This is a genomic window from Mesorhizobium waimense (assembly GCF_003601975.1).
GTDB classification, from domain to species: Bacteria; Pseudomonadota; Alphaproteobacteria; order Rhizobiales; family Rhizobiaceae; genus Mesorhizobium; species Mesorhizobium waimense.
The window spans coordinates 1-22940 of record NZ_QZWZ01000062.1; the positions used below are offsets into that span (position 1 = coordinate 1).

Consider the following 22940-nt stretch of genomic DNA (forward strand, 5'->3'; position numbering starts at 1 on the left):
CGGCACCAACACCGTCAACAACGTCGAGACCTTCACCTACCAGGCCACCGACGCCAACGGCAACACGATCACCAACACCATCACCATCGCCATCACCGACGACGTGCCGACGGCGGTTGCCAACAGCAACAATGTTGCCGAGGGCGGCATCGTGACGGGCAACGTGCTGACCAACGACGTTGCCGGCGCCGACGGCTTTGCCGCCGGTGGCGGAGTTGTCGGCGTGGCCGCCGGCAACAACACCGCAGTGCCGGTGAGCGGCGGGCTTGGCGGGGCGGGCATTGCCGGCACCTACGGCACGCTGACGCTGAACGCCAACGGCACCTACAGCTATGACGGCAATCCCAATGCGGTTCCGGTCGGCGGCGCGACGGACACGTTCGTCTATACCATCATGGACGGCGACGGCGACCTGTCGACGACGACCCTGACCATCAACCTGTCCGACAGCGGCCTGGCCGCCTCCAACGACGACCTGACGGTCAACGAGGCGGCGCTGCCGATCGGCAGCAACCCGTCGAGCACGGCAGAGACCATTGCCGGCACCGTCGTCGACAATGTGTCGGGCGGCTCCGGTCCCTACACCTACGCACTGCTGAGCAGCGCCACCGGCTCGCACGGCACGCTGACCTTCAATGCCAACGGCACCTACAGCTATACGCTGACCTCGCCGGTCGACGGCGTCGACGCCAACAACGGCACCAACACCGTCAACAACGTCGAGACCTTCACCTACCAGGCCACCGACGCCAACGGCAACACGATCACCAACACCATCACCATCGCCATCACCGACGACGTGCCGACGGCGGTTGCCAACAGCGGCAACGTCAACGAAGGCGCTCTGCTGACCGTGACAGCCGCAGCCGGCGTGCTGACCAACGACGTGGCCGGCGCCGACGGTTTTGCTGCCGCTGGCGGTGTGGTCGGCGCGCGCGCTTCGGGCGGCGACACCACGACGGCAGTGCTGACGGGCGCCGGCACAGACATTGCCGGCCTGCACGGCACGTTGCATCTCAACGCCGACGGCTCCTACACCTACCAGTCGACGGCCCACAGCATCAACGCGAACACGACCGATGTATTCGTCTATACGATCATGGACGGCGACGGCGACCTGTCGACGACGACGCTGACCATCAACCTGACCGACATTAATGACGCTCCGGTTGTCGCGAACACCCAGAACTGGATGTCGAGCGACCCGGCACAGCAGACGCTCAGCACGCCAAGCTATCCGAACGGATATCCGTTGCTGGTCTCAATCCCGACGGACGCGGACGGCGACAACCTAATCGTCACGGCGACGGGAACGATCCCGACTGGGACGTTCTACTTCAACGGCGTGACCTATGTAGCCCTGACAGCCGGCACGGTGCTCTACAATCCGTCCGGCGGCATCAACCTGCTGGACGACCTAGTCTATCGGCCAACTGCATCGCAAACCGATACCATCAATACGAACCTGACGCTGGACGTCTATGACGGCACTGCCCACGTGGTCCAGACTGTCGGCATCCACGAAGTGCCACCGACCAGCCTGCCCAGTGACACGTCGCAGATCGGCGACGGCAGCAGTCCGCTCACGTCGGGCAATGATCAGATCACGACGCTTGCTCTGTCGCAAGCAACGGTCGACGCGATTTTGGCGGATCCTCACAGCGCAACTGTCGTCGTCTACACCGATTTCCAAAAGACGCCAATTGATACGCCGATTGACCCTTCCGAGCGGAACCCAGGTGTCTTCGGAGACAGCAGCGCTGGGTCGCACCGTGAACAGGAGGTTCAGGTCGAGATCAGAATCGGCTCCGACCGCTTCGCCGTGGTCGAAGACGATTTGACCGCCGGAACATTCGAGCAGACCTGGTTCTACGATGCGACCACGGGCCAGATGAAGGCTACGGTCGACTACGACCACATCTTCCTTCTGGATGGCGCCGGCAATGCCACCGCCACGACGCTCGCCAGCTACCTGACCGCGCATCCGCCGGCAGCCGGAGACTCGTGGACCCTGTCCTATTTTGACAATGATGGCGGCAGTTGGCAGGCCCGGTCCGTCAACTTCTCGTTCTTCTCGCATAATCCTGGCGACCCCGGCATCACGGTGAATGGCGACGCGACTCTGGCCGATCAGATCTATGGGACGTCCGGCATCGACCATCTCAACGGCAATGGCGGCAATGACGTCATTATCGGCCGAGGTGGCAATGACTTCATCAGCGGCGGAGCCGGCAACGATCTCCTCAGCGGCGGCGATGGCAATGACCTGCTAATCGGAGGTCTCGGCCAGGACACCATGACCGGCGGAGCGGGTGCCGATACTTTCAGGCTCGAGAATATCGACATCAAGGACCTCATCACCGATTTCAGCGGTGTGGGCGGACATGGCGACAAGATCGATCTGACCGCCCTGTTCGACACGGCACCCGGTGGGGCCAATATCGGCGACTTCGTCAACTACAATGCGGGGACGGGCACGCTCAGCGTCGACTCCAACGGCACCACCGGCGGCGCCAATTTCGTCGACGTCGCAACGCTGACGGCCCCCCCCGCGGCCAACACGATCACGCTGCTCTACGACGACGGGACAACCACGCACACGACCACAGCAAATCTGGTGTAACGGCGTGGCGCTAAGCTATTGGACCGTGCTATGTATTAGCACGGTCATATATTTGGGATATGGAGGGGCATTCATGATGAAGCGTTCTACAAGACTACTGGTTTCCACCGCCGCGCTGTTGCTGGCCGGATCGACGGGCTTTGCCGCCGACATCATCGACGGACCGACGGGCGACTATTGCCGCGTCGTGGGCACGTCCAATTTGGTGCTGACCGAAAACATCGTCGACCTCAAGGCCGAGGTGGTCAAGCTGATGGACGAATCGGTCGCAGTCGCCAACAGCTCGGAGTGGATCCATTCCGCCCGCCCGGCCTTCGTCTGGGCATCGGAAGCCAAGGTCGCCTGCGGCAAGGCCTATGGCTATCTGAAGACGAACTATCGCGACGAAGACTATCTCAACAAATGCGAGTGCTTTCACGATCGCATGGTCGAATACATGAACTGACCGGAAAGGTCAGGACACCGGCCTGCAGTCGATGAGAGCCAAGAAAAAGCAGTTGGGGGCGATCGCGTTGGCGATCGCGGCGACCCTGTCCGGCTGCCAGTCGAAAGGCAGCGTGAGCGAAGTGCTCGACCCAGCCCAGATCGCCGCGCCCAATGCGCCGGCCGGCATGGCTTCTGCCACCGCGCCGCAGGCGACGCAGTCGCTCGGCACGGGCTCGACGAAGATCACCATGCTTTTGCCGCTGTCGGCCCCGGGAACCGCGGGGCAGGATGGCCGCAAGATGTTCGACGCCGCCAGGCTCGCGATGACCGACCTCGGCAACAACCTCATCACGCTGACCGTCGAGGACACGCGCGGCGATGCGGGCTACGCCAAGGACCTGGCGGTCAAGGCGATAACCACAGGATCGAAGGTCGTCATCGGCCCGAGCGAACTGCCGGCTGCGCAGAATATCGCCAAGCTGTCGGGCTCGAACCGGCCGCCGGTGCTGGCGCTGGCCGACAATTTCGCCGGCGGCCCCGGCGTCTACGCGGTGCGGCTGAGCGAAGCCGACAGCGCGGCGGCAGGTGCCGCGGCCATCGCCGCCAAGGGCGCCAAGAAATTCGTGCTGCTGGTTGCCGCGGGCGCCAATACCAGCGCTGTCGAAAAGCGGGTCGCCAACAGCCTCAGCATCTATGGCGCCTCGCTCGCCGTCACCCTGCCCTATTCGCTGACCGATCGCGGCGCCAAGGCGATTGCCGACATGGGCTCGCTGGTGGAGGCTCCCGACGCCGTCATCGTCGCCAGCGGAGACGCCAGCCCGGCGCCGCTGCTAGCAGCGCTGAAACCGAAAGGCATCCCGGGCAAGACGACGAAACTCATCGGAACGGACCGCTGGCTCGAGCACCCGATGGATCCGCTGTTCGAAGGCGCCTATATCGCCACACTCGACCAGGGCGAGACCGGGCCGATCGCCGACCGCTTCAAGACGACGTACAACTACCAGCCCGATGTCAACGTCGCCTACGCCTATGACATGGTCGCGCTGACCGCGGGCATCGCCAGCGCCGTCGGGCCCGACGGCTTCAGCAAGCAGGTGCTGGAAAACCCGAGCGGGTTCCGCGGGTCGACGGGCCTGTTCCGGTTCCGGGCGGACGGATCCAGCCAGCGCTCGATGCCGTTCTACCGGGTTGAAAAGGGCGCGCTGAAGCTGGTGGAGAAGTCGACGTCGGGGTTTTGAGGGCCGTCGATTTAGCTAAGCTGCTGCAATAGCCCGGAACTGCCGATCAGCATCACGCTGCCATAGATCAGGAACACGATCGAACAGATCGCAGCGAGCGCAATCGGCACGCCAAACGGCACGACGCCCTTGCGGTCCAGATGCTGGACAAGGAGGCGAAAGGCTCCCTCGGGCAGCATGAACGGGTTTTTCACCATCACGGCCGTGGCGACGGCAAACACCAGCAGCAGCAATGAAAACACGACGAGGCCGGTGCCGCCGGTCAGGAACGGGATGACTGCCATCAGCTTGACATCGCCGGCGCCGACCTTGCGCAAGACCCAGAACGGGAAGAGCACGACAAACAGCAACAGGCCGGCAAGCGCGCTCAGCCCCATGTCCCACCAGGATCCGGACTGAACGGCCACCAACAGCAGCGAGCCCGCGCCGAGGCAAAGCAGCAACAGCACATTGCTGTTGGATATCTTCTGCGTAGTGAAGTCGAGCCACGCGATCCTCGCAAGCAGAGGGATCGCCAACGCCTTCAACAGCAGCGATGCAGCAAACAACATAGAGGCGCTCTACCGCTCGACGTTCTGCACGCTGGAGGCGAGGAGCTTCAGATTGTTGGCGACCGTCGGATCCTTGGGCGCCAGCTCGTAGGCCTTGAGGAAGTTGGTGCGCGCATCCTGCAGCTTGCCGCGCAGCAGATAGGAATAGCCGACATTGTTGTAATATTCGGGTGTCCCGCCAATCAGCTTGAACGCCCGGCCATAGGCCCGGTCGGCAAGGTCGAAGCGCCGGATACGGTCGCTGCAGGCGGCAAGGCCTAGCCAGGCAACACCGTCATTGGGCGCCAGCTGCGTCGCCTTGTAGAACAGGGCGCCGGCATTGCCATAATTTTCCGCGCGAAACTGGTTCTTGGCTTCGGCGACCGCCTGGTCCGAGGCATAGTATTCGACATCGCTGACCGTCTTCAGTCCGTCGAACGCATCCCCGAAAGCCGTCACGTCGCCCTTGGAGGGTTCGTTGGTGCGAACAACACCGTCGGTGGCGTCCGTCTGGCAGCCGGCAATCGCAAGGATCAACAGGCCGGCTGCGGCCGCATTTTGCCATCTCATATATATGTCCCCGAGGGTTGACCCCGACTCACATTAGAATCAAAGCTTGCGCATAACTAGAAGAAAACGCCCCTCATTCGAATGATCACCGGTAACATGATCACCATCATCACCACCGGGAAGATGCACAGCCCCAACGGAATCATCATTTTGACCGGCAGTGAATTGGCGCGTTCCTCCGCGTTCAGAATTCTCTGTCCGCGCATCTCTTCGCTGTAAACGCGCAAAGCGTCGTTCAGGCTTGTGCCGAGTTCTTCCGACTGCCGAAATAGCACAGCCAGCGCCCGCGCCTCGTCAAGGCCGATACGGTCAGCGAGTTCGCGTAGTGCATCGCGCAGCGTCTTGCCGGCGCGCAGTTGCAGCGTCATGATCGAAAGCTGGATACCGAGCCATTTATGGGTGCCGGCCAATTCACCGCTGACGCGCTCAACCGCCGCCTCCAGGCTCATCCCCGCATCGGCACATGTGATCATCATGTCCATGAAATCGGGGAAGCCGCGACGATAGATTTCCTTCTGCGCATTCTCGAAGCGATCGAGCATAACGCTCGGAATCACGAGGCAGGCGAGGCCGAACAAGCCAGCTCCGGCAAAGCCTATGAAACCGGGCAAGGAAGGCGGGAGCACTCGGGTCAGGAGCGCATAGACAGTGAGAAATCCGACACAGACCGCACCGAGCCGTGACAGGGTATAGATGAGCGGAGCGCTTTGTTGATAGAAGCCGGCGCGAAAGAGCTTCGCTTCGAGGGCATTTGGCTCGTCCCGCTCCTTTTCTATCGATCGAAAGTATGCATCGACCGGCCGCTGCGCCGAAATCTTGGCAAGCTGTTCCTGTCCAACGAGCGAACGGCGATCGGCAATACCTTCGGCCAACAGGCTTTGTGCGACCAGCTTCCGCGTCTGCAGCGCCGGCAAAAAGACGAGCGCGCCGAACAGGAAAAGCGCCATCGCCGCGAGGAAGACGGCGACGGAGACCAGAGCGCTCAGATCCTGAATAGTCGAAAACAAGTTTATGCCTCCCTCCTGTCAGAAATCGAAATTGACCATTCGATACATGATGAAATCCCCCAGCAGCGCCCATAGGCCGAAAATCAGGAACACCGGCATGGTCAGCGGGTCGTGCCAAATCTGGCCGTAGTAGGTCGGGGAGAGCAGCTGAAGGATCAAGAACATCGCAACCGGGAACAGTGAGATGATCCATGCCGACACCCGGCCCTCGGCCGAAAGCGCCCTGATCTTCCGCCGTAGCTTCTGCCTCTCGCGCAGCACGGATGAGAGATTGGACAGGATCCCGGTCAAATTGCCGCCGGTCTTTGCCTGGATCGACAGCGATACCGAAAGCAGTTGAAGGCCCTCGAAGCCAACACGTTGGGAAAGTTTTCGTACGGCTTGTTCCATGCTGAGGCCGAAGGTGATTTCGTCGGACACAATGCCGAATTCGGTACCGAGTGGGTCGGGCATTTCGCGTGCGACGAGACCAACCGCTACCGAAGCCGGATGTCCGGCGCGCAACGAACGAACGATCATGTCGAGTGCGTCAGGGAGTTGCTTGGCGAATTTCTGGATCCGCTTGTTGCGGGCGCGGCGAAGAACGAGAAGCGGCAGCACAAATCCGACCACCACAAAAACAATGGACGACACCAAGGTCGAGAAGCCCAGAAAGAACGACAGCAGCGACGCCAGTGCCAGCCCTGCCAGGAGGAATGTCGCAGCGAAAGCCAGCGGATTCCCGGTAATGCCGGATTGGGTATAGAGCCTGTTCAGCCAGACCAGGCCCAAAAGAAAGTCACCCGACTCTGACAGCCCGCGTTCGCGCAGCAGTCCTTGCAAAGTCTGTTCGGCCGAAACGTCATCAGTCAGCCGCCTCAGCCGACGGTTGATCGCGCCAATCCGTGACCGGCTCTTGGCCAAGGAAAGATACATGGCCTCGCCGGCGAGAATAACCGACGCCGCCGCGAGCACGTAAATAAAGTAGAGCAAAGCCTGACCGGTCGGCATCAGAGGGCGACCTGCGGGTTGAAGGCGTCCTTGGCGAAATGATGGCCAAGTGTTGCTGCTTCCTGCGCAAACCGCGGTCGGACGCCGGTGGCGCGAAACTCGCCTATGATCTTGCCTTCCGCCGTCACCTCTCGACGAACGAAGTGATAAAGTTCCTGGAGTTGGACGACATTGCCTTCCATGCCGGTCAGTTCCGATATCGAAATGACCCGCCTGCCGCCATCGGACAGACGTTGCGTCTGGACGATGATGTCGATGGCCGAGGCGATCTGCGCCCGGATGGACTCATGGGTCATCGGCATGCCGGCCATGCCGACCATCTGCTCCAGCCGCGATAGCGCATCGCGCGGTGTGTTGGCATGGATCGTGGTCATCGAGCCTTCATGGCCGGTGTTCATCGCCTGCAGCATGTCGAAGGCTTCCTCGCCGCGAACCTCGCCGACGATGATGCGGTCGGGCCGCATGCGCAGTGCGTTTTTGACCAGTTCGCGCTGGCGAACCTCGCCCTTGCCCTCGACATTGGGGGGGCGCGTCTCGAGACGGCCGACATGCGGCTGCTGCAGTTGCAGCTCCGCCGCGTCCTCGATGGTGATCAATCGCTCGGCGGATGGAATGTAGCTCGACAGCGCGTTGAGCAAGGTCGTCTTCCCGCTGCCGGTACCACCCGAAACCAGGATCGATTTGCGCGCCTGCACCGCGATCCGCAGCATATCGACCATCGGCTGGCGGATCGAATTGAACGCGATCAGGCGCTCAAGCGAATAAGGATGCTTGGAGAATTTGCGGATCGACACCAGCGGTCCATCGACCGAGATCGGCCGCACCGCGATGTTGACGCGCGAACCGTCTTCCAGGCGCGCGTCCACCATCGGCGACGACTCGTCGACGCGCCTTCCGATGGCCGAGACGATCTTGTTGACTACCCGTAGCAGATGCGCCTCGTCGCGGAATCGAATTGACGTTTCCTCGAGCACGCCGCGGCGCTCGATAAAGACGTGCTTGTGGGTGTTGATCAAAATGTCGGCGATGGAATCGTCCTTGAGCAGCGGTTCGATCGGCCCCAGGCCGAGCATCTCGTCGGCGGTGTCGCTGGTCAGTTGATCGAGTTCACGGGCGTTCAATGGCACGTTTCGGCTGCGGACAAATTCCCGCACGATCGGCCGGATCTCGTTCAGGATTTCGTCCTTGGACGCGTTTTCAAGGGCGGTCAGATTGAAACGATCGATGAGATGGCGGTGAAGCTCGACCTTGAGGGTCAGAAAATCATCGCCATACGGTTCGGCCTCTGTTGCCGGAACGATTGCCGCTCCATTCGACGCCGTCACGACGGGTGCCGGCTGCAACGCCCGCGGCTCACCCTGTCCCTTATTGAAGCGGCCCAACATATCGCTTACGCCCCCTTAAATTCCCCAGGTTGGAAACTAAGCGTTAACCACGCATGGCACAAGCGCCGAGCGCGGCTCAGAGGGGCGAATACTTACAACATAGTTAAGACGAGACCCCAAAAAATCGTTTTATTTTGAGACTGTGTATCCGGGGGCACACCTCAACTCCGACCTCACGAAACGTTTCGCCCTGCAACGTGCGAATGTGTCGCCGGGAGACCCCGGTAAACCCTTACATATAAAGGACTATGCACATACCCTAATATGATGGTGCTTCAGCCAACAGTGCGGCAGATTTGTGAACGAATGGTTAAGGGCGCTTGAAAAGTAAATCGAATCAATCCCTTGTCAGAATTGAACTGCCCTCTGATCAGGTATTCGAAGGTTAAGGAACTGTTAATCCCATTTGACTTCGCTTTTTTGTGGGATTTAGATCAAGTCGACGGGGGATGCTGGGTATGGGGTTCATCCTTAGCTCTGTCTCGTCGGGTTCAAACCTCCAAAGGGAGAAATTATCATGAAGAAGCTCATGACGATGACCCGGCAGTTCCGCGACGACGAAAACGGCGCTGCTATGGTCGAATACTCTATCCTTATCGGCATCATCGCCGTTGCGTCGATCATGGTTGTCATCGCCATCGGCGCCTGGGTGAGCGGGCGGTTCACACAACTTTGCACCGGTCTCGACGCGCACCCGACTGGCACTTGCTCGGCGGCTGGCGGAAGCTGATCGCCTAACAAGCTCAGGTCCGGGTTTAGTAGGGTGTAAAAGGGGAATTCCACATGACGAAGCTTCTCAGCTTGACCAAGGCTTTCCGCGACGAAGAGTCCGGCGCTGCCATGGTCGAATACTCTATCCTTATCGGCATCATCGCCGTTGCGTCGATCATGGTTGTCATCGCCATCGGCGCATGGGTGAGCGGGCGGTTCACAGATCTTTGCACCGGTCTCGACGCGCACCCGACTGGCACTTGCTCGGCGGCTGGCGGAAGTTGATCGCCTAACAAGCTCAGGTCCGGGTCTCACGACCCGGACCTGAACCGGTCGCACCTGGGCGAGTGCGGTTCATTTTTTACTGGCCTTTTGGGGTTTAGGCTCATGCGCGCTAATACGCTTATCATGATTGTCCTCGCCGGCGTGTTCGGCGTCCTGGCGGTGGTTCTTGCCAATATCTGGCTGGCCAGTCAGCGTAGCGCCATGGCGGAAGCAAACGGCGTCCAGCGCGACACGGTCGTGGTGGCGGCGGTGGCGCTGAAGTTCGGCGACACGCTAACCGCCGACAAGATTCGTGAAATCGCCTGGCCTGCAGGCGCGGTTCCAACTGGCGCCTTCAAGACGACGAAAGACCTGCTGGCCGGCGAGGGCACAAAGCAGGCATTGCAGGCGATCGGCGCCAACGAGCCTGTTCTTGCCACCAAGATCACCGGCCCCGGCCAGCGCGCCACGCTTTCGGCGGTGCTCGGCGAGGGCATGAAAGCTGTTTCCATCAGGGTCAACGACGTGCTCGGCGTCGCCGGATTTGTGTTCCCGGGCGATCGGGTCGATGTGCTGCTGACACGCACCGTGCGCGGCGATGGCGGCGCGGACCAGAGTTTTGTCGACGTGCTGCTGCAGAGCATGAAGGTGCTCGCCGTCGACCAGGTGGCGGATGAGAGCAAGGAAAGCCCGACGGTGGTGAAGGCCGTGACTCTGGAGGCAAGCACCAAGGACGCGCAGAAGCTAACGCTGGCTGCCGGTGCGGGCCAGTTGTCACTGGCGCTTCGCCAGGCCGCGGCCAGCCAGGGCGAATCGACCGAACGCGTGACGTTGTTGGACCTGATCGGCGAGACGCCGGCGGATGTCGCCAAAAGGCAGGCGGAGCTCGACAGGCAGGCAGCCGCGGAAGCCGAGGCAGCAGCCGAGCGCAAACGCGCCGACGACAAGCTGGCCGGGCTGACCCAGGCAGTCGATCGGGTAGGAAGCAAGCTCGACGATCTGAGCAAGATCAAGCCGGCCCAGGCTGTGGCATCTGCGCCGCAAGTGCAGGAAATCGTCAAATATGTACAGCCGGAACCGCCGGCACGTGCGACAGTCGGTGTATTTCGAGGTATAAAGCTCGAAACTTACGATGTGCCGCGACAGAAATAACACCGGCATATTAGGATAGGTGGAGTCCGAATCAGCCGGCAGGGGGGTTAGCGTAAATGCGTGTGTTCCGGAGACCACTGGCCGCCGCCGCTTTGGCCTGTTTTGCATCGCTACTCGGCTTTGCAGCTCATGCTGCAGACCGCAACATCGATGTGTCGAACCCCACCGTCCATCGTGTCTTCATACCCACGTCGCAATCGGTGACGATCCAGGTGAACGCGACTTTGGGCGACATCGTCGTCGGCGACGAGAAGATCGCCGACGCCCAGCCGATGACCGACCGCACGCTCTATGTCATCGGCAAGACCGCCGGCACCACCACCGTCAATCTCTTTTCCGAGGACAAGCGCTCACTTGGCGTGATCCAGGTCGAGGTTGGCGTCGATGTCAGCGACATGGCGCAGGCGATCCGCCAGGTGGCGCCCAAATCGCGCATCGAAATCGGTTCGATCAACGGCAAGGTCAGGCTTGCTGGCCACGTCAAAGACGGCGCGACTCTGGCATCCATCGTGGAGGTGGCACAGCAGTATGGGCCCGACGCCATCATCAATTCGGTGATCGTCGACGACAGCCAGCAGGTGAACCTGGAAGTACGCATCCTGGAGGCCAAGCGCAATGCCGGCCGCGACCTCGGCGTGTCGATCAGGAGCACGAATGGCAGCGGCACGACGCGCGCCGCAACCGGCATCGCCACCGTCGACGAAGACAATATAGTGCTGGGACCTGGGAGCTTGCTCACCGGCTTGCTGTCGAACACCAATCCGTTCGCAGCGCTGATCACCCGCGTCATCGACAGTAATATCAAGGTCGATCTGATCATCGAGGCACTCGAGGCCAAGGGCGTGGTGCGCACGCTGGCCGAACCCAATCTGACCACGCTTTCAGGCGAGACGGCCAGTTTCAACGCCGGCGGCGAAGTGCCTATTCGCACTCTCGATAACGATGGCGAGATAAGCATCGTGTACAAGCAATTCGGCGTCAATCTGCTGTTCACGCCGGTCGTGCTCGATGACGGTAAGATCCATATGAAGCTGGCGCCCGAAGTGAGCGATCTGACCAGCTTCACCAGCGCGGGCGACCCGATCTTCACCAACCGCAAACTGTCGACCACCGTCGAACTACGCGACGGCCAGAGTTTCGCCGTTGGCGGGCTTTTGTCCAGCAAGACCACCAAACTCCAGAGACAGGTGCCCTGGCTCGGCCAGGTGCCAATTGTCGGCGCGCTGTTCAAGAATTCGAGCAACCAGAAGGAAGAGACCGAGCTGGTCGTTGTCGTCACGCCGCATATCGTGCGGCCGGTAAAGCCCGGCGAACAGCTGGCGACGCCGTTCGACAAGACGCGGCCGGCCAACGACCCGGAGTTCTTCATCCTCGGCCAGCTCGAGGTGAACAAGGACATGATCCGCAAATATGAACTCGGCGAAGGCGTGACCGGCCCCTACGGCCACATGCTGGACCTCAAATCGAAGGACAAGATGCTCTATGTCAAGAAATAGCGTCCTGATCCTCGTTCTGTGCGCCGGTGCGCTGACAGGCTGTGCCGCCGACTATCTGAACAATTACGACACGGTGACATTAGCGGCCGGCGATACGCAGAAATTCAACTCGATGCTGCAGACGGTCGACCCGCTCAATCCGGCCTCGAAGAATACCACCATTGAAGGCGACGGTGAGCGCGCCGCCGGCGTCGCCAAGAGGTACAAGATTCCACCACCGCCACCGCCGGCGCCTAGCATCACGGTGAATGTCGGCAACACGAACTGAACAGAAGGATGCGGTTTTATACGCGCCAGGCGAACGAGGGATCCTGGCGCCAGGGGAGCTAAGAGTAACGCCATGTTGCGAACCATTCGCGCGTTCTGGCAGGATCAAAGGGGCATAGCCCTCGTTCTAGTGGCCATCACGCTGCCGGCGATCATCGGCTTTTCGCTGCTGGCGATCGACATGAGCCGGGTCAATAACCTTCATAACGATCTGCAGAAGGGCGCGGACGCGTTTGCACTCGCGACTGCTGCCGAGCTTGATGGACGGTCGGACAGCATCACCAGGGCAGACAGGGCGTTGCTTACATTGGTTAGCAACCAATATACCTTCTCGACGACGCCCGGGCCGCCTCCGACCCTCGCAGCAGCCGGGGTGACGCGTCGCTATCTTCGCTCATTGCCGGCCACTGACAATCTTCCGATTGTGGCGGCAAACGTGATTACCGATGAGTTGAATGACGCCAGACTTGCCCGATTCGTCGAGGTCAGCGTGAACCCTGTCGGATTCGCCGCGATATTTCCGGCATCGTTTTTGCAGGCTGGCGCCAACAACAGCTTCAATGTTGGGGCAGTCGCCGTGGCGGGCTTCACGTCCGGCGTCTGCGACTTCACTCCCGTCTTCATCTGCAATCCATTCGAGTCAGATCCCAATGGTATAACGCTTGAGCAGGCCGTTGCAGACACCGCCTTACGTCGTCGCTTGATCGAACTCCGGAAGGTAGGAAACGGGGCTGCCGCCGGTCCTGGCAACTTCGGCTTCCTCGAGCCCCCTGCAGGTGTGGGAAACGGTGCTCAAGCCCTTGCCCAGACGATTGCAACATCCAGGCCAATTGGCTGCTATTCGGCAGAAGGCGTCGATACCAAGACAGGACAGAACGCAGGACCAGTGCAAGACGCCTTCAACGTTCGTTTCGGGATCGCTGCCAATGGCCACTTCAATAGCCCGGAATATGGACCTGCTGCCAATGTCCGAAAGGGCGCTTCGTCTGGAAACGGAAATGGCAACGGTAACGGTAATGGAGGCGGCGGTGGCGGTGGCCAATGCCCTCAATATAACCAGTTGACGTTTGGCTCGCCCAACATGGGCCTGCCCAGGGATGCCAGCACCCCAAATATGGGCGGACGAATGGGCGATGGAAATTGGAATTTCTCCGGCTATTGGAGCACCAATTTCAGCTCTGCCAGCTATCCATCCTCATGGAACACGACAAAGCCGACCCGTTACGAAGTCTACAAGTACGAGATATCGGCCGGGCTGGTGGGAACAGCTTCGACAGGTGGCGAGGTGGGAACGCCCCCGAACTCTTGCCAGCCGCCGGTCACGTCAGTGGACCGGCGCCTGATTTATGGCGCGATCCTGAATTGTAACGCGCTCGAACAAACAAACGATCTGTCGGGCCACAGCACCGGTTTGCCTGTCGAGGCCTTCGGCAGTTTCTTCCTCACCGAGCCGGTATCCTCGCCATCGGACGATGCGTCCGTCATGGTCGAATTGGTCGACATAACCGGCCGCGGCGGTCAGGGAACGCTCGACAATTTCCTACGCGACGAAGTCCAGCTCTATCGGTGATGGCGATGATCAGAACCTTGTTCCGCCACCTCGATCGATTTCGCCGCGACCGACGCGGGACGGCGCTTGTCGAGATGGCGCTGATCGCGCCAATGATGGTGACCCTGTCGGCGGGTGTGTTCGAGTTCGGCAATCTGATCCACGAAAAGCTGCTGATGGAGGCCGGGCTTTCGGACGCGGCACGCTTTGCGGCGCGCTGCAACAGCCAACTGTACACCAGCGCGGGGCTGACGATCGATTGCGCCGACATTGCCACCAACATCGCGGTGTTCGGCAACGCGACCGGGACACCACCCGCGCGCATCGCCGGCTGGCAGAAGGCGAATGTGACGGTGACCATCGCCGCCTCAGGCTCTTGTCACGATGCCGTGGTCGCTGGCGTCACGCAATATCGCTCCACCACCGCACAGGTTTGCATCGTTAGGGCGGCGGGCACTTTGGCTTACAGCGGGGTCGGCATTCTGTATCTGCTCAACATCGGCCCGATCACCCTCAATGGCTTTCACGAGGAGCGGTTGATCCGGTTCTGATCATGATCAAGCGTTTCGCAAAATCGGAGGACGGCGCGGCGACAGTGGAAATGGCCATTGTCTCGACCCTGCTGTTTGCCCTTGTCTTCGGCTTCGTCGATTTCGGCTATGCATTATATCAATGGAACTCGGCCACCAAGGCCGTCCAGGCCGGTGCACGGCTAGCCTCAATCTCAGATCCGGTCGCGCCGCAGATTTCCACGGCTGGCCCGACTACGACACCGGGAGCTCCCGTGGTCGCGGCTTCTTTTGCCTATGTTTGCAATGGCGCAACCTCGACCTGCAGTTGCACAGGTGCCTATTGTGTCGCCGGCGTGTGGTCAGCAACAAATTTCAACAGAATTTTTGCAGGTGACGACGGAATATGTGGCCCGGTGGCCGGCAGTCGTCCTGGCATGTGCGACTTCGACCCCCTGCTGCTGCCAGCCAATGTCGTCATCCGCTATTCGGCTACGGGGCTTGGCTATCAGACGCGAGCCGCAGGAAACGTTCCTACTATTTCAGTCAGCCTCCAAAACGTGAGCTTCCAATTCTTCTTTTTGGGTTTTGCAGACATCACCATGCCCTCCATGCTGAGCACGGTCACGGGCGAAGATTTGAAGAGTACCGCGTCATGAATGCCATCAACACCAAGGTCCTCCCGACCAAACGCAAGCAGGTGGCCCTGTTCTCGTCCGACCCGAATTTCAAGCGCGATGTCGCCGCCCGGCTCGAGGCTCTGGCGATCTATGATGTCAGGATTTCCGATACGGGCGACTTCCTCAACGGACCGCCCGCCGACACGCGCCCCGGCATCGTCATCCTCGACTTTGGCCATGGCGAGCTGCTCGGCCAGCCGGGCATCGTCGAGGCGCGCGCCAAATGGGCAACGGTGCCGCTGATCGCGGTCTCCGACGAGCTGACGTCGGAGCAGACGCGGGCGCTGGTGCGCATGAATGCATCCGACTGGCTGCACAAGCCGCTCGACGCCAAGGAGCTGCTCAACGCCGTCACCTTCCACGACACCGGCAACCAGGGCACCAAGAGCCGCATCATCACCTTCATCGGCGCCAGCGGCGGCGCCGGCGCCACGACGCTGGCTTTGTCGGCGGCGGAATTCCTGGCGTCGAAATCGACTGAGCGCGCGGCGTCGACCTGCCTGGTCGACCTCGATTTCCAGAGCGCCAATTGCGGCGCCTATCTCAACCAGTTCAACCAGTTCGACCTGACCGGCATCATCGGCATACCGGAAAGGCTCGATGTCGAGCTGATGGACGTCATCAAGCTGTCGCGCCCGTCCGGCCTTACGCTCTATTCCTTCGAGCGGCCGCAACTGCCTTTCGAGCCGCAGGGCGCGGACTTCGTGTTCCGGCTGCTCGACCTCGTCGCCTACCGGTTCGACGATATCGTCATCGACCTGCCGAACATCGAGACGCCCTGGCACAATTCGGTGCTGTCGACGAGCGACGAGATCTTCATCGTCTTCGAACTCAACGTCGCCTCGCTGCGCCAGGGCAAGCGGCTCTACAAGAAGATCCGCGAGTTACGCGGCAATAAGGTGAACATCACGCTGGTCGCCAACAAGCACAAGCGCAAATGGTTCGGAAACCACTTCTCGCGCAGCGAGCTGGAAAAGATCTTCAAGGCGCCGCACATCAAATCGGTCGCGCTCGACAATGCGCTTCTGACCGATGCATTGAATCGTGCTATCCTGCCTCTGGAGGTGGACGGGCGGGCGCGCTTCAACAAGGATCTGAAGCTGATGTTCAAGGAACGGCTGGACGATGCCGCTCGCTAGCCACCGCTTCGCCCAGGGGTTCACCGGCGCCTGCATGATGGGCCTGGCGCTGGCTTCGGCCGGCGGCCTCGCCGAAGCCCGGTCCGCGCTTCTGGACCGCCCGCCGCTGCCGGCCATGGGCCCCAGCCTGCGCAAGACGGTCGCCTTCGCAACCAGCGAACAGGCCGGCACGATCATCATCCGCAAGGACGAGAAGGCGCTTTACCTGGTGACCAGCCAGGGGCAGGCATTGCGCTACCAGATCAGCGTCGGCCGCGACGGCTTCGGCTGGACCGGAACCGTCAAGGTCGGCGCGAAGACGGAATGGCCCGAATGGCGGCCGCCCAAGGAAATGCGCGTCCGCCAGCCGGAGCTGCCGGCCATGGTGCCCGCCGGTCCCTACAATCCGCTTGGCGCGCGCGCCCTCTACCTCTCCCGGGACGGGCGCGACACGCTCTACCGCATCCATGGCACCAACGATCCCAAGGGGATCGGCTTCGACGGAACATCGGGCTGTTTTCGGCTTACCAACACCGATGTGATCGATCTCTTCAAGCGCGTCGCGGTGGGCGCAAAGGTGGTGGTGGAATGACTATGATCAGCGACCCGGACATGCCGGCGATCGAACTCGGTGCGCAGGAAGTCGCCGCCGGCAAGCCTAGCCGCAAAGGCACCATCGGCGTCGTCGTCGCGGGCGCTGCTTTAGTCACCATCGTGAACCTGACGGCCGCCGTCTATCTCTACCGCGGCATGAACGATTTACGCGTCGTCGAAGCCCGGCTGGAGAAGCTTGGGCAGTTCGAGCAGCGCATCGGCGCCCGCCTCGATACGATCAACAACGGCTTCCAGAGCCGGTTCGAAAAACTGGACAGCCAGTTGCAAGCGGATTTCAACGAGATCGACCGCAACGTTGCCCGGCTCGAGCAGAACTCGTCCGTTGCCGCCAGCGACGACAGCATATCGAGCGCGCCCGAGCCGACGGTGATCACGACAGGCACCGAGGAGGAAGCCCCTGCCGTTGCCGAAAACATGGCAGAGCCGGATTCGATGGAGATGCCGCGCCCGCCGAGAAAGCGGACCCCGGCTGTTGCGCCACCACCAAACCCCGCCTACCAGCGCATCCAGCAGGCAGACGGCAAGGTGCATTACAAGAAGATCAACTGAGGTCGGAAGTCACTCGGCCTGGTTGGCGCAGAGCGTTAAAAATCCCGCTGCAGGGCCAGGATACGGATCGCGCGCGCTTCGGAGCGCTGCCTGGCCTCGCTGAGGAAGGCAATATGGCAATAGGCGCATGCGGCAGCGCCGAGGGCCAATACCAGGCTGTTCTTCAAGGTGAAGTCGACCATCAGCGAGAACTGAATGCCTCTTGGCGCCGTGAATGAGGCAATCGTGCTCGCCGTTTCCGAATGACTGCTGACGGCGATCATCAGGCCGGCAAAAAGCAGGGCGACATGGTTGGCCAGGAAGAAGGCGGCCGATGCCCTCGCCCGGCAGGCCATCCAGCAAAGAATGGACGCAGTAGCCAGCATGGCGGCGTCAAGCACGATCGAGCCACCCAGATAGAGATCGACCTGCTGCCAGAACATCGTTGCCAATGGACGCAGCTCAAGCCAGATCCACCACATTGCGGGACTGGACGGATAGGAGCCGAGCAGGAACGTCGCGGTTCGCTCCGCAGCCAGAATGAGCAGCATGAGGGCTGGGAAGGCAAAGAGCAGTACCGGTTTGCGCTTCATGTCATCCTCGACGATCCGAGGCGCAGAATAGGCGGCATTGATTTCACAAGGCTTAACGGCGGCAGGTCCACAAAGCCTGTGATATGCTTGTGTCGACGGCGAGGATCGCCGGCGCGGACGAGTTCAGCGAACGATCGATGCCGTTTTCCCAGGCGATATCGGCTTCGGCGGGAAGCCAAGCGAGCAGGCCGATGAGCGGCGCGGGTCTGGCGCAAAGGCCCGGCCTGGCGATCGCGTTCGGGGCCGTCGGGCTGCTGGCCGGGGCCTTGCTGATCATCTGGGCGGGCACCCTCGTCGCGGTCGACCGGCCCAATCCTGCGCCGGGACAGGCTGTCGACGGCGAGCAGCCGAGCGCAGACGTTGCGCCCGTTCCCGGGGCAGGACCGCAACAGCCGGCACGCAAGATCGCCCAGGGCCTCATTGCACCGCCGCCGCTCGAAGTATCGGCAATCGAGCGGATCGAGCCCCGCCTCCCGCTTGGCGAGCTTGGTCTGGCCTCATGGCCGGAAACGCCGATGCCGGACGACTGGCGGGAGACCTTGCTCTACCGTCCGATCGCCACCTCGTCGGCCGCTTTCGAGGCCATGGGACGCAAAATCATCGTCAGCGGCACGCTCGGCATCGATCCCGACAAAAGCTGTTCGATTGGCGAAGCGGCCTGGCCTTGCGGCCAGCGAGCGCGGGCGGCCTTCAATGCCTGGCTGCGCGGGCGGGCGCTGAAATGCTTCGTGCCGCCGGAGACCGACCGTTTCGCCATTGCCGCGCCCTGCAAGCTCGGCAAGCAGGATGTCGGCGCCTGGCTGGTGGCCAATGGCTGGGCCATGGCGCTGCCGGGCAGCATTTACGGCAAGGCGGAGGCTACGGCCAGGACTGCCGGGATGGGCATATACGGACCGCCGCAATAGTCGGCCGGTCACGAAGCCCCCGGATATTTCTTTGTTAACCGTTGCGGCGCAGCTTTCCCCTGGGAGCAAGCGCGGTTTGATGTTTTGGCTCGAACAGGGACGTCATTTGGCCCATTCATCAAATTGTACGGTTCCTCGAAACTGAAATTGCAACACACAGGCCTTATGCCAGCGCATCCGACAGGAGATTGGCCGGTGACAAGAACAATGACGACCAGTTCTGCCCATGCGTGGAAAGATGTTGCTTGGTTGACCCTTCTGGGGACCGCCGGCTGTCTCGGCCTTTCGCTGGGCCTCAATTATCTGCTTCTGTTCAGCGAGGGGCTGACGCCGTTCGCACGCAGCATGATCACGGCAGCGATTCTGCCGCTGGCGATCGGCCTGCCGCTCTTCCTGGTGATCGGCTGGAAGCAGATCGAGCTTCGCCGCTACCGGCAGGAACTCAACCTTTCGGCGACCTATGATAGGCTGACAGGCTGCCTGAACGGGCCTGTCTTCACATCGCTGGTCGAAAGACGGGCATCGAGGCCAGCGCAGACCGGCCCGCGTTCCGGCGCCTTCCTGGTGATCCATCCGGAGCATCTCAGGTCGCTCAATCTGCGTTTCGGCCTGGAATGGGGCGACGAGGCCCTGCGGCTCATCGCCTCGACCATACAATCGTCGGTGCGCAAGGAAGATCTGGTCGGCCGCATCGGCACGTCGATGTTCGGCGTCTTTCTGCCCGGCGCAACCGAACAGGATGCGAAGGAAATCGGCGAACGCATCCAGGCGCGCGTCGCGCAGGTCTATTTCGCGCCAAAGGGCGCGGAGGCTGTGCTGGCCATCAGCGTCGGCGGCGTCGTGTTCGAGCATGAACTCGCCTTCGAGGACATGTTCCGGTCGGCGGAAGAGCGTTTGTCGCAATCCCGGGACGGGCTGGAATTGTCGCATATAGGCGACGACCGCAGCTGAAGCGGCAGATCTGGTCGAAACGATCGATGAGACTGGTGCTGCGAGAGAGGATTGAACTCTAGTCGAATTCAATAATTTCAATATCTTACGTGATGTTTTGTAACATTGTGACGTTCATAAAAATGAACTGATAGACAACCCTCGTATTTCAGTCAGCCTTGGGATCGGGAATGCCCCGCCTGGTCGGTTCTGTGCTGCAGCTGCCAGGGACGGAACCAGATAGGGCCCTGCCGCGTCATAGAAGCAGGTTCCCGTGGAGTCACATCGATGATTAGGCTCGTTCTGTTCATCGCCGCGGCGCTCGTCCTCGCCTCCGCCGGGACCGAGGCGGCCAAGCTGGACCTAGCCACCGTCAATCAGGCCCAATTCGCCGCCGGAGAACCGAAAGGCTTCAGCCCGGCCCTCCTGAAGGCGCAGATTCTTTTGGATCGCGCCCGCTTCTCGCCGGGCCTGATCGACGGGCGCGTTTCAGAGAACTTCACCAAAGCGGTCCGGGCCTTTCAGGCGGCGAACGGTTTCCCATCCGATGGCAAGCTTACTCTGGAGACCTGGGACAAGCTGATGGCAACCTCCGGCAGCCCGGTCCTGGTCACCTATGAGCTGTCGCGCAAAGATGTGCGCGGACCTTTTACCAAGCGTATTCCGGCGCGCCTGGAGAGGATGGCCCGCCTGCCGCGGCTCGGCTATCACAACGCGATGGAGAAGCTGGCGGAACGCTTCCATGTCAGCGAACAATTGCTCAGACGGCTCAATCCGGGCACCCGTTTCAAGAAGGTCGGCACGAAGTTGCTTGTGCCGGATGTTGGTCGGGGCGATCCTCCTACTGCCGTTGCCGGCGTCGAGGTCGACAAGGGCGCACGCCTGGTGCGCGTGCTTGATCCCTCGGGAAAATGGCTCGCAGTCTTCCCGGCTTCCATCGGCAGCGACGAGAAGCCGGCGCCGAATGGCGAGGCGGAGATCAAACGCGTGGTGCATAACCCGACCTATCACTACGATCCCGACTTCGCTTTCAAGGGGGTCAAGTCCAAGCGGCCCTTCACCATTGCCGCCGGGCCGAACAATCCTGTGGGATCGATCTGGATCGACCTTTCCATCGAAAGCTACGGAATTCACGGCACGCCCGAACCTGGCAAGATCGGCACGACCTTCTCCCATGGCTGCATCAGGCTGACCAACTGGGATGCCGAGGACCTCGCTTCCATGGTGCAGAAAAACACGAAAGTTAGCTTCAAGGACGAAATGGCGAACGCAGACGACGAGCGGCCTCAGTAGCCCAATACGCGGAATGCCTGGCAAGTTGTCGCTCGCGTGTTTGCAGCGCGCACATTCCGGCAGCCGACAAGGTCATTTGGCAGGTGGTAACCCGTCCAAGATCTGATCTCATTAACACGCGAGCAGGGCCTTTCCGTATTTGGCCCACAGCTGCTCGCAATCTCTGGCTCGAAGAGTTGGAGTCCCCAGGTCGCCATATACGACCATTGCGGCACGGACATCGTAGCCCAAGATCGGAGCATTGGCGACAAACTGGACGGCCTCGCCCAGACGGCGGACGTCAAGAGCGGCATCGGTTTTATTGGTGCTATCGAACACACCCAGGATCTGGGCTTCCTTGTTCCTCACTGCCAAAACAGCCGCCAGCGCTTCTTCGGTCATCATGTGGCCTGTCGACGAACCGTTTCAGGAATATCCATAGAGACAACGCGCCGCCGCGTGTCCTGATTGCGCAAAACGCTTCGCGACATTTGTTGATTGCACCTCGCCGCGAACCATTCAGCGCCATCGCGCGTCAAACCGATGAGGCATTGGTTAGCGAAATCCGCCGGCACGTCCACGATGGTGTCAATTACGGCCCAAGTGTCGGTCGGCTCCTGCACGACCACGAATCTCATATTAGTCACTCCTAATGGAATAACTCGCGAGAAGGGCCGCTGTTCCGCCGCGCGGTGCAGTGCCGCCGCGGAACCGGCTGAGTTGCGCCTAAGGGTCCTGGCTGGGTGCTCTGTGTATTTGAGATGGAACCGCAAGTCCCCAGCGCGCCTCGCGGCACTGTCGAACGCAATCTTGACGCCGCACATAGGAGCACCGACCTCGGGGCCGGCGCGCCGTTCGGATCGCCGAGGGTGAAGTGTTAGCCTATCTGAATGAGCCTTGAACCTGCTTGGCCGGTTCGCCGTTCTTTTTCGTCGTAATCTCCGACTATCAGGCGCCATCCTCGTAGAGCTCAATGGGGAGTCCGTCAGGGTCCGCAATGAAAGTAAACGAACGTCCTGTGTGGGGATCTATTCGGATGGGCTCAACTTCGACGCCTCGCGCCCGAAGTAACCGGGCGGTCGCCTCAACCGAGTCGACCGAGAATGCTAGGTGTCGCAATCCGCATGCCTCAGGCCTGGTGGGCCGGCTCGGTGGTGCTGGAAAACTGAACAACTCAATCTGCACAGGTCCATGGCGCAAGTCGCACTTCCAAGATTGCCTTTCAGCGCGCCAATTTTCGTCGACAACCACGAAATCGAGCTTGTTCGTGTAGAACTGCTTCGAGACCTCGTAGTCACTGCAGATGATTGCGACGTGATGGATTCCCAGAAACATCGAATTGGCCTTATGTGAGCGCGGACAAAGCAAACAGAGCTTCACAAGTCATGCTTTAGACCCGCGAGGCCCCGCTTCGGTGTGAACGGGATGCGGCGGAACCTCACCCCGGTTGCATCGAATAGCGCATTACCAAGAGCAGTTGCGGTCGGTCCCTGCGCCGCGCAGCGTCACCAACGCGTTGTGGTGTCGAACGCTTGGGATCACTGCCACGACAAGCAGGAGAACTGACAGGCGTTTACGGCGA

At 61.0% G+C, this 22940-nt stretch carries 26 protein-coding genes; 17 read left to right on the top strand and 9 right to left on the bottom strand.

Going from position 1 to position 22940, the window contains the following annotated elements; translation table 11 throughout:
* The 3 genes from D3227_RS36090 to D3227_RS36100 all read left to right on the top strand — a co-directional run.
* Nucleotides 1–2623, top strand: a 2623-nt coding sequence (locus D3227_RS36090; RefSeq protein ID WP_120018887.1) for an Ig-like domain-containing protein, incomplete at its 5' end; no start/stop codon positions are given.
* 76 nt (nt 2624–2699) lie between these two features.
* The gene (locus tag D3227_RS36095) at nt 2700–3068 is read left to right on the top strand and encodes a hypothetical protein (RefSeq protein ID WP_120018923.1); all 369 of its coding nucleotides are present in this window, start codon (nt 2700–2702) and stop codon (nt 3066–3068) included.
* Between the two features lie 31 nt (nt 3069–3099).
* The gene (locus D3227_RS36100; RefSeq protein ID WP_120018888.1) at nt 3100–4287 is read left to right on the top strand and encodes an ABC transporter substrate-binding protein; all 1188 of its coding nucleotides are present in this window, start codon (nt 3100–3102) and stop codon (nt 4285–4287) included.
* Nucleotides 4288–4298: 11 nt separating this feature from the next.
* Here the strand turns inward: D3227_RS36100 and D3227_RS36105 are convergent, their stop codons facing one another.
* The 5 genes from D3227_RS36105 to D3227_RS36125 are packed head-to-tail and all read right to left on the bottom strand — an operon-like array spanning nt 4299 to nt 8769.
* Nucleotides 4299–4838 (bottom strand): prepilin peptidase, encoded by a 540-nt coding sequence (locus D3227_RS36105; RefSeq protein WP_120018889.1) that lies wholly within the window; start codon nt 4836–4838, stop codon nt 4299–4301.
* Nucleotides 4839–4847: 9 nt separating this feature from the next.
* Nucleotides 4848–5387 carry a tetratricopeptide repeat protein gene (locus D3227_RS36110; RefSeq protein WP_120018890.1) on the bottom strand — a complete coding sequence of 180 codons (540 nt, stop codon included), beginning with the start codon at nt 5385–5387 and terminating at the stop codon, nt 4848–4850.
* Nucleotides 5388–5443: 56 nt separating this feature from the next.
* On the bottom strand, nt 5444–6394 hold the full coding sequence (locus tag D3227_RS36115) for a type II secretion system F family protein (RefSeq protein ID WP_120018891.1): 951 nt from the start codon (nt 6392–6394) through the stop codon (nt 5444–5446).
* A gap of 18 nt (nt 6395–6412) precedes the next feature.
* A complete protein-coding gene (locus D3227_RS36120; RefSeq protein ID WP_120018892.1) occupies nt 6413–7384 on the bottom strand; it encodes a type II secretion system F family protein in 972 nt (323 codons plus the stop codon).
* Nucleotides 7384–8769: a TadA family conjugal transfer-associated ATPase gene (locus tag D3227_RS36125; RefSeq protein WP_120018893.1), complete on the bottom strand. Its 1386-nt coding sequence runs from the start codon at nt 8767–8769 to the stop codon at nt 7384–7386. Before D3227_RS36125 ends, D3227_RS36120 begins: the two co-directional genes overlap by 1 nt.
* A 517-nt stretch (nt 8770–9286) precedes the next feature.
* Here D3227_RS36125 and D3227_RS36130 point away from each other — a divergent pair.
* The 11 genes from D3227_RS36130 (at nt 9287) to D3227_RS36180 (ending at nt 17679) form a co-directional block, all read left to right on the top strand.
* The gene (locus D3227_RS36130; protein ID WP_120018894.1) at nt 9287–9499 is read left to right on the top strand and encodes a Flp family type IVb pilin; all 213 of its coding nucleotides are present in this window, start codon (nt 9287–9289) and stop codon (nt 9497–9499) included.
* A gap of 53 nt (nt 9500–9552) precedes the next feature.
* On the top strand, nt 9553–9765 hold the full coding sequence (locus D3227_RS36135) for a Flp family type IVb pilin (protein ID WP_120018895.1): 213 nt from the start codon (nt 9553–9555) through the stop codon (nt 9763–9765).
* Nucleotides 9766–9867: 102 nt separating this feature from the next.
* Nucleotides 9868–10896, top strand: a complete 1029-nt coding sequence (cpaB, locus tag D3227_RS36140; protein WP_120018896.1) for a Flp pilus assembly protein CpaB — start codon at nt 9868–9870, stop codon at nt 10894–10896.
* A 56-nt stretch (nt 10897–10952) separates the two neighbouring features.
* Entirely contained in the window at nt 10953–12392 is a 1440-nt protein-coding gene (locus D3227_RS36145; RefSeq protein ID WP_120018897.1) for a type II and III secretion system protein family protein, read from the top strand.
* Nucleotides 12379–12660: a hypothetical protein gene (locus tag D3227_RS36150; RefSeq protein ID WP_120018898.1), complete on the top strand. Its 282-nt coding sequence runs from the start codon at nt 12379–12381 to the stop codon at nt 12658–12660. The genes D3227_RS36145 and D3227_RS36150 overlap by 14 nt, the downstream gene beginning before the upstream one ends.
* Nucleotides 12661–12732: 72 nt before the next feature.
* Nucleotides 12733–14229, top strand: a complete 1497-nt coding sequence (locus tag D3227_RS36155) for a TadE/TadG family type IV pilus assembly protein (RefSeq protein ID WP_120018899.1) — start codon at nt 12733–12735, stop codon at nt 14227–14229.
* 5 nt (nt 14230–14234) lie between these two features.
* A complete protein-coding gene (locus D3227_RS36160) occupies nt 14235–14759 on the top strand; it encodes a TadE/TadG family type IV pilus assembly protein (protein WP_281035029.1) in 525 nt (174 codons plus the stop codon).
* Between the two features lie 2 nt (nt 14760–14761).
* Nucleotides 14762–15376 (top strand): TadE/TadG family type IV pilus assembly protein, encoded by a 615-nt coding sequence (locus tag D3227_RS36165; protein WP_120018901.1) that lies wholly within the window; start codon nt 14762–14764, stop codon nt 15374–15376.
* Complete coding sequence (locus D3227_RS36170) at nt 15373–16536, top strand: CpaE/TadZ family protein (RefSeq protein WP_120018902.1); 1164 nt, start codon at nt 15373–15375, stop codon at nt 16534–16536. Before D3227_RS36165 ends, D3227_RS36170 begins: the two co-directional genes overlap by 4 nt.
* Complete coding sequence (locus D3227_RS36175) at nt 16523–17107, top strand: L,D-transpeptidase (protein WP_120018903.1); 585 nt, start codon at nt 16523–16525, stop codon at nt 17105–17107. Before D3227_RS36170 ends, D3227_RS36175 begins: the two co-directional genes overlap by 14 nt.
* Nucleotides 17104–17679 (top strand): hypothetical protein, encoded by a 576-nt coding sequence (locus D3227_RS36180; protein ID WP_245452069.1) that lies wholly within the window; start codon nt 17104–17106, stop codon nt 17677–17679. The genes D3227_RS36175 and D3227_RS36180 overlap by 4 nt, the downstream gene beginning before the upstream one ends.
* Nucleotides 17680–17714: 35 nt before the next feature.
* Here D3227_RS36180 and D3227_RS36185 read toward each other — a convergent pair whose 3' ends face one another.
* Nucleotides 17715–18251: a hypothetical protein gene (locus tag D3227_RS36185; RefSeq protein ID WP_120018905.1), complete on the bottom strand. Its 537-nt coding sequence runs from the start codon at nt 18249–18251 to the stop codon at nt 17715–17717.
* Between the two features lie 191 nt (nt 18252–18442).
* Between D3227_RS36185 and D3227_RS36190 the strand changes: the two genes are divergently transcribed.
* The 3 genes from D3227_RS36190 to D3227_RS36200 all read left to right on the top strand — a co-directional run bounded on the left by D3227_RS36190 (nt 18443) and on the right by D3227_RS36200 (nt 21379).
* Nucleotides 18443–19156 (top strand): thermonuclease family protein, encoded by a 714-nt coding sequence (locus tag D3227_RS36190; protein ID WP_245452070.1) that lies wholly within the window; start codon nt 18443–18445, stop codon nt 19154–19156.
* Nucleotides 19157–19405: 249 nt separating this feature from the next.
* Complete coding sequence (locus D3227_RS36195) at nt 19406–20107, top strand: GGDEF domain-containing protein (protein WP_245452071.1); 702 nt, start codon at nt 19406–19408, stop codon at nt 20105–20107.
* Between the two features lie 267 nt (nt 20108–20374).
* The gene (locus tag D3227_RS36200) at nt 20375–21379 is read left to right on the top strand and encodes a L,D-transpeptidase family protein (protein ID WP_120018908.1); all 1005 of its coding nucleotides are present in this window, start codon (nt 20375–20377) and stop codon (nt 21377–21379) included.
* Nucleotides 21380–21490: 111 nt separating this feature from the next.
* On the opposite strand, the gene D3227_RS36205 is transcribed toward D3227_RS36200, so the two are convergent.
* The 3 genes from D3227_RS36205 to gloA2 all read right to left on the bottom strand — a co-directional run bounded on the left by D3227_RS36205 (nt 21491) and on the right by gloA2 (nt 22693).
* Nucleotides 21491–21763 carry a hypothetical protein gene (locus D3227_RS36205; RefSeq protein ID WP_120018909.1) on the bottom strand — a complete coding sequence of 91 codons (273 nt, stop codon included), beginning with the start codon at nt 21761–21763 and terminating at the stop codon, nt 21491–21493.
* The gene (locus tag D3227_RS42355; RefSeq protein WP_208646550.1) at nt 21760–21996 is read right to left on the bottom strand and encodes a hypothetical protein; all 237 of its coding nucleotides are present in this window, start codon (nt 21994–21996) and stop codon (nt 21760–21762) included. Before D3227_RS42355 ends, D3227_RS36205 begins: the two co-directional genes overlap by 4 nt.
* Nucleotides 21997–22306: 310 nt before the next feature.
* Nucleotides 22307–22693 carry an SMU1112c/YaeR family gloxylase I-like metalloprotein gene (gene gloA2, locus D3227_RS36215; protein ID WP_120018910.1) on the bottom strand — a complete coding sequence of 129 codons (387 nt, stop codon included), beginning with the start codon at nt 22691–22693 and terminating at the stop codon, nt 22307–22309.
* Nucleotides 22694–22940: the final 247 nt, after the last annotated feature.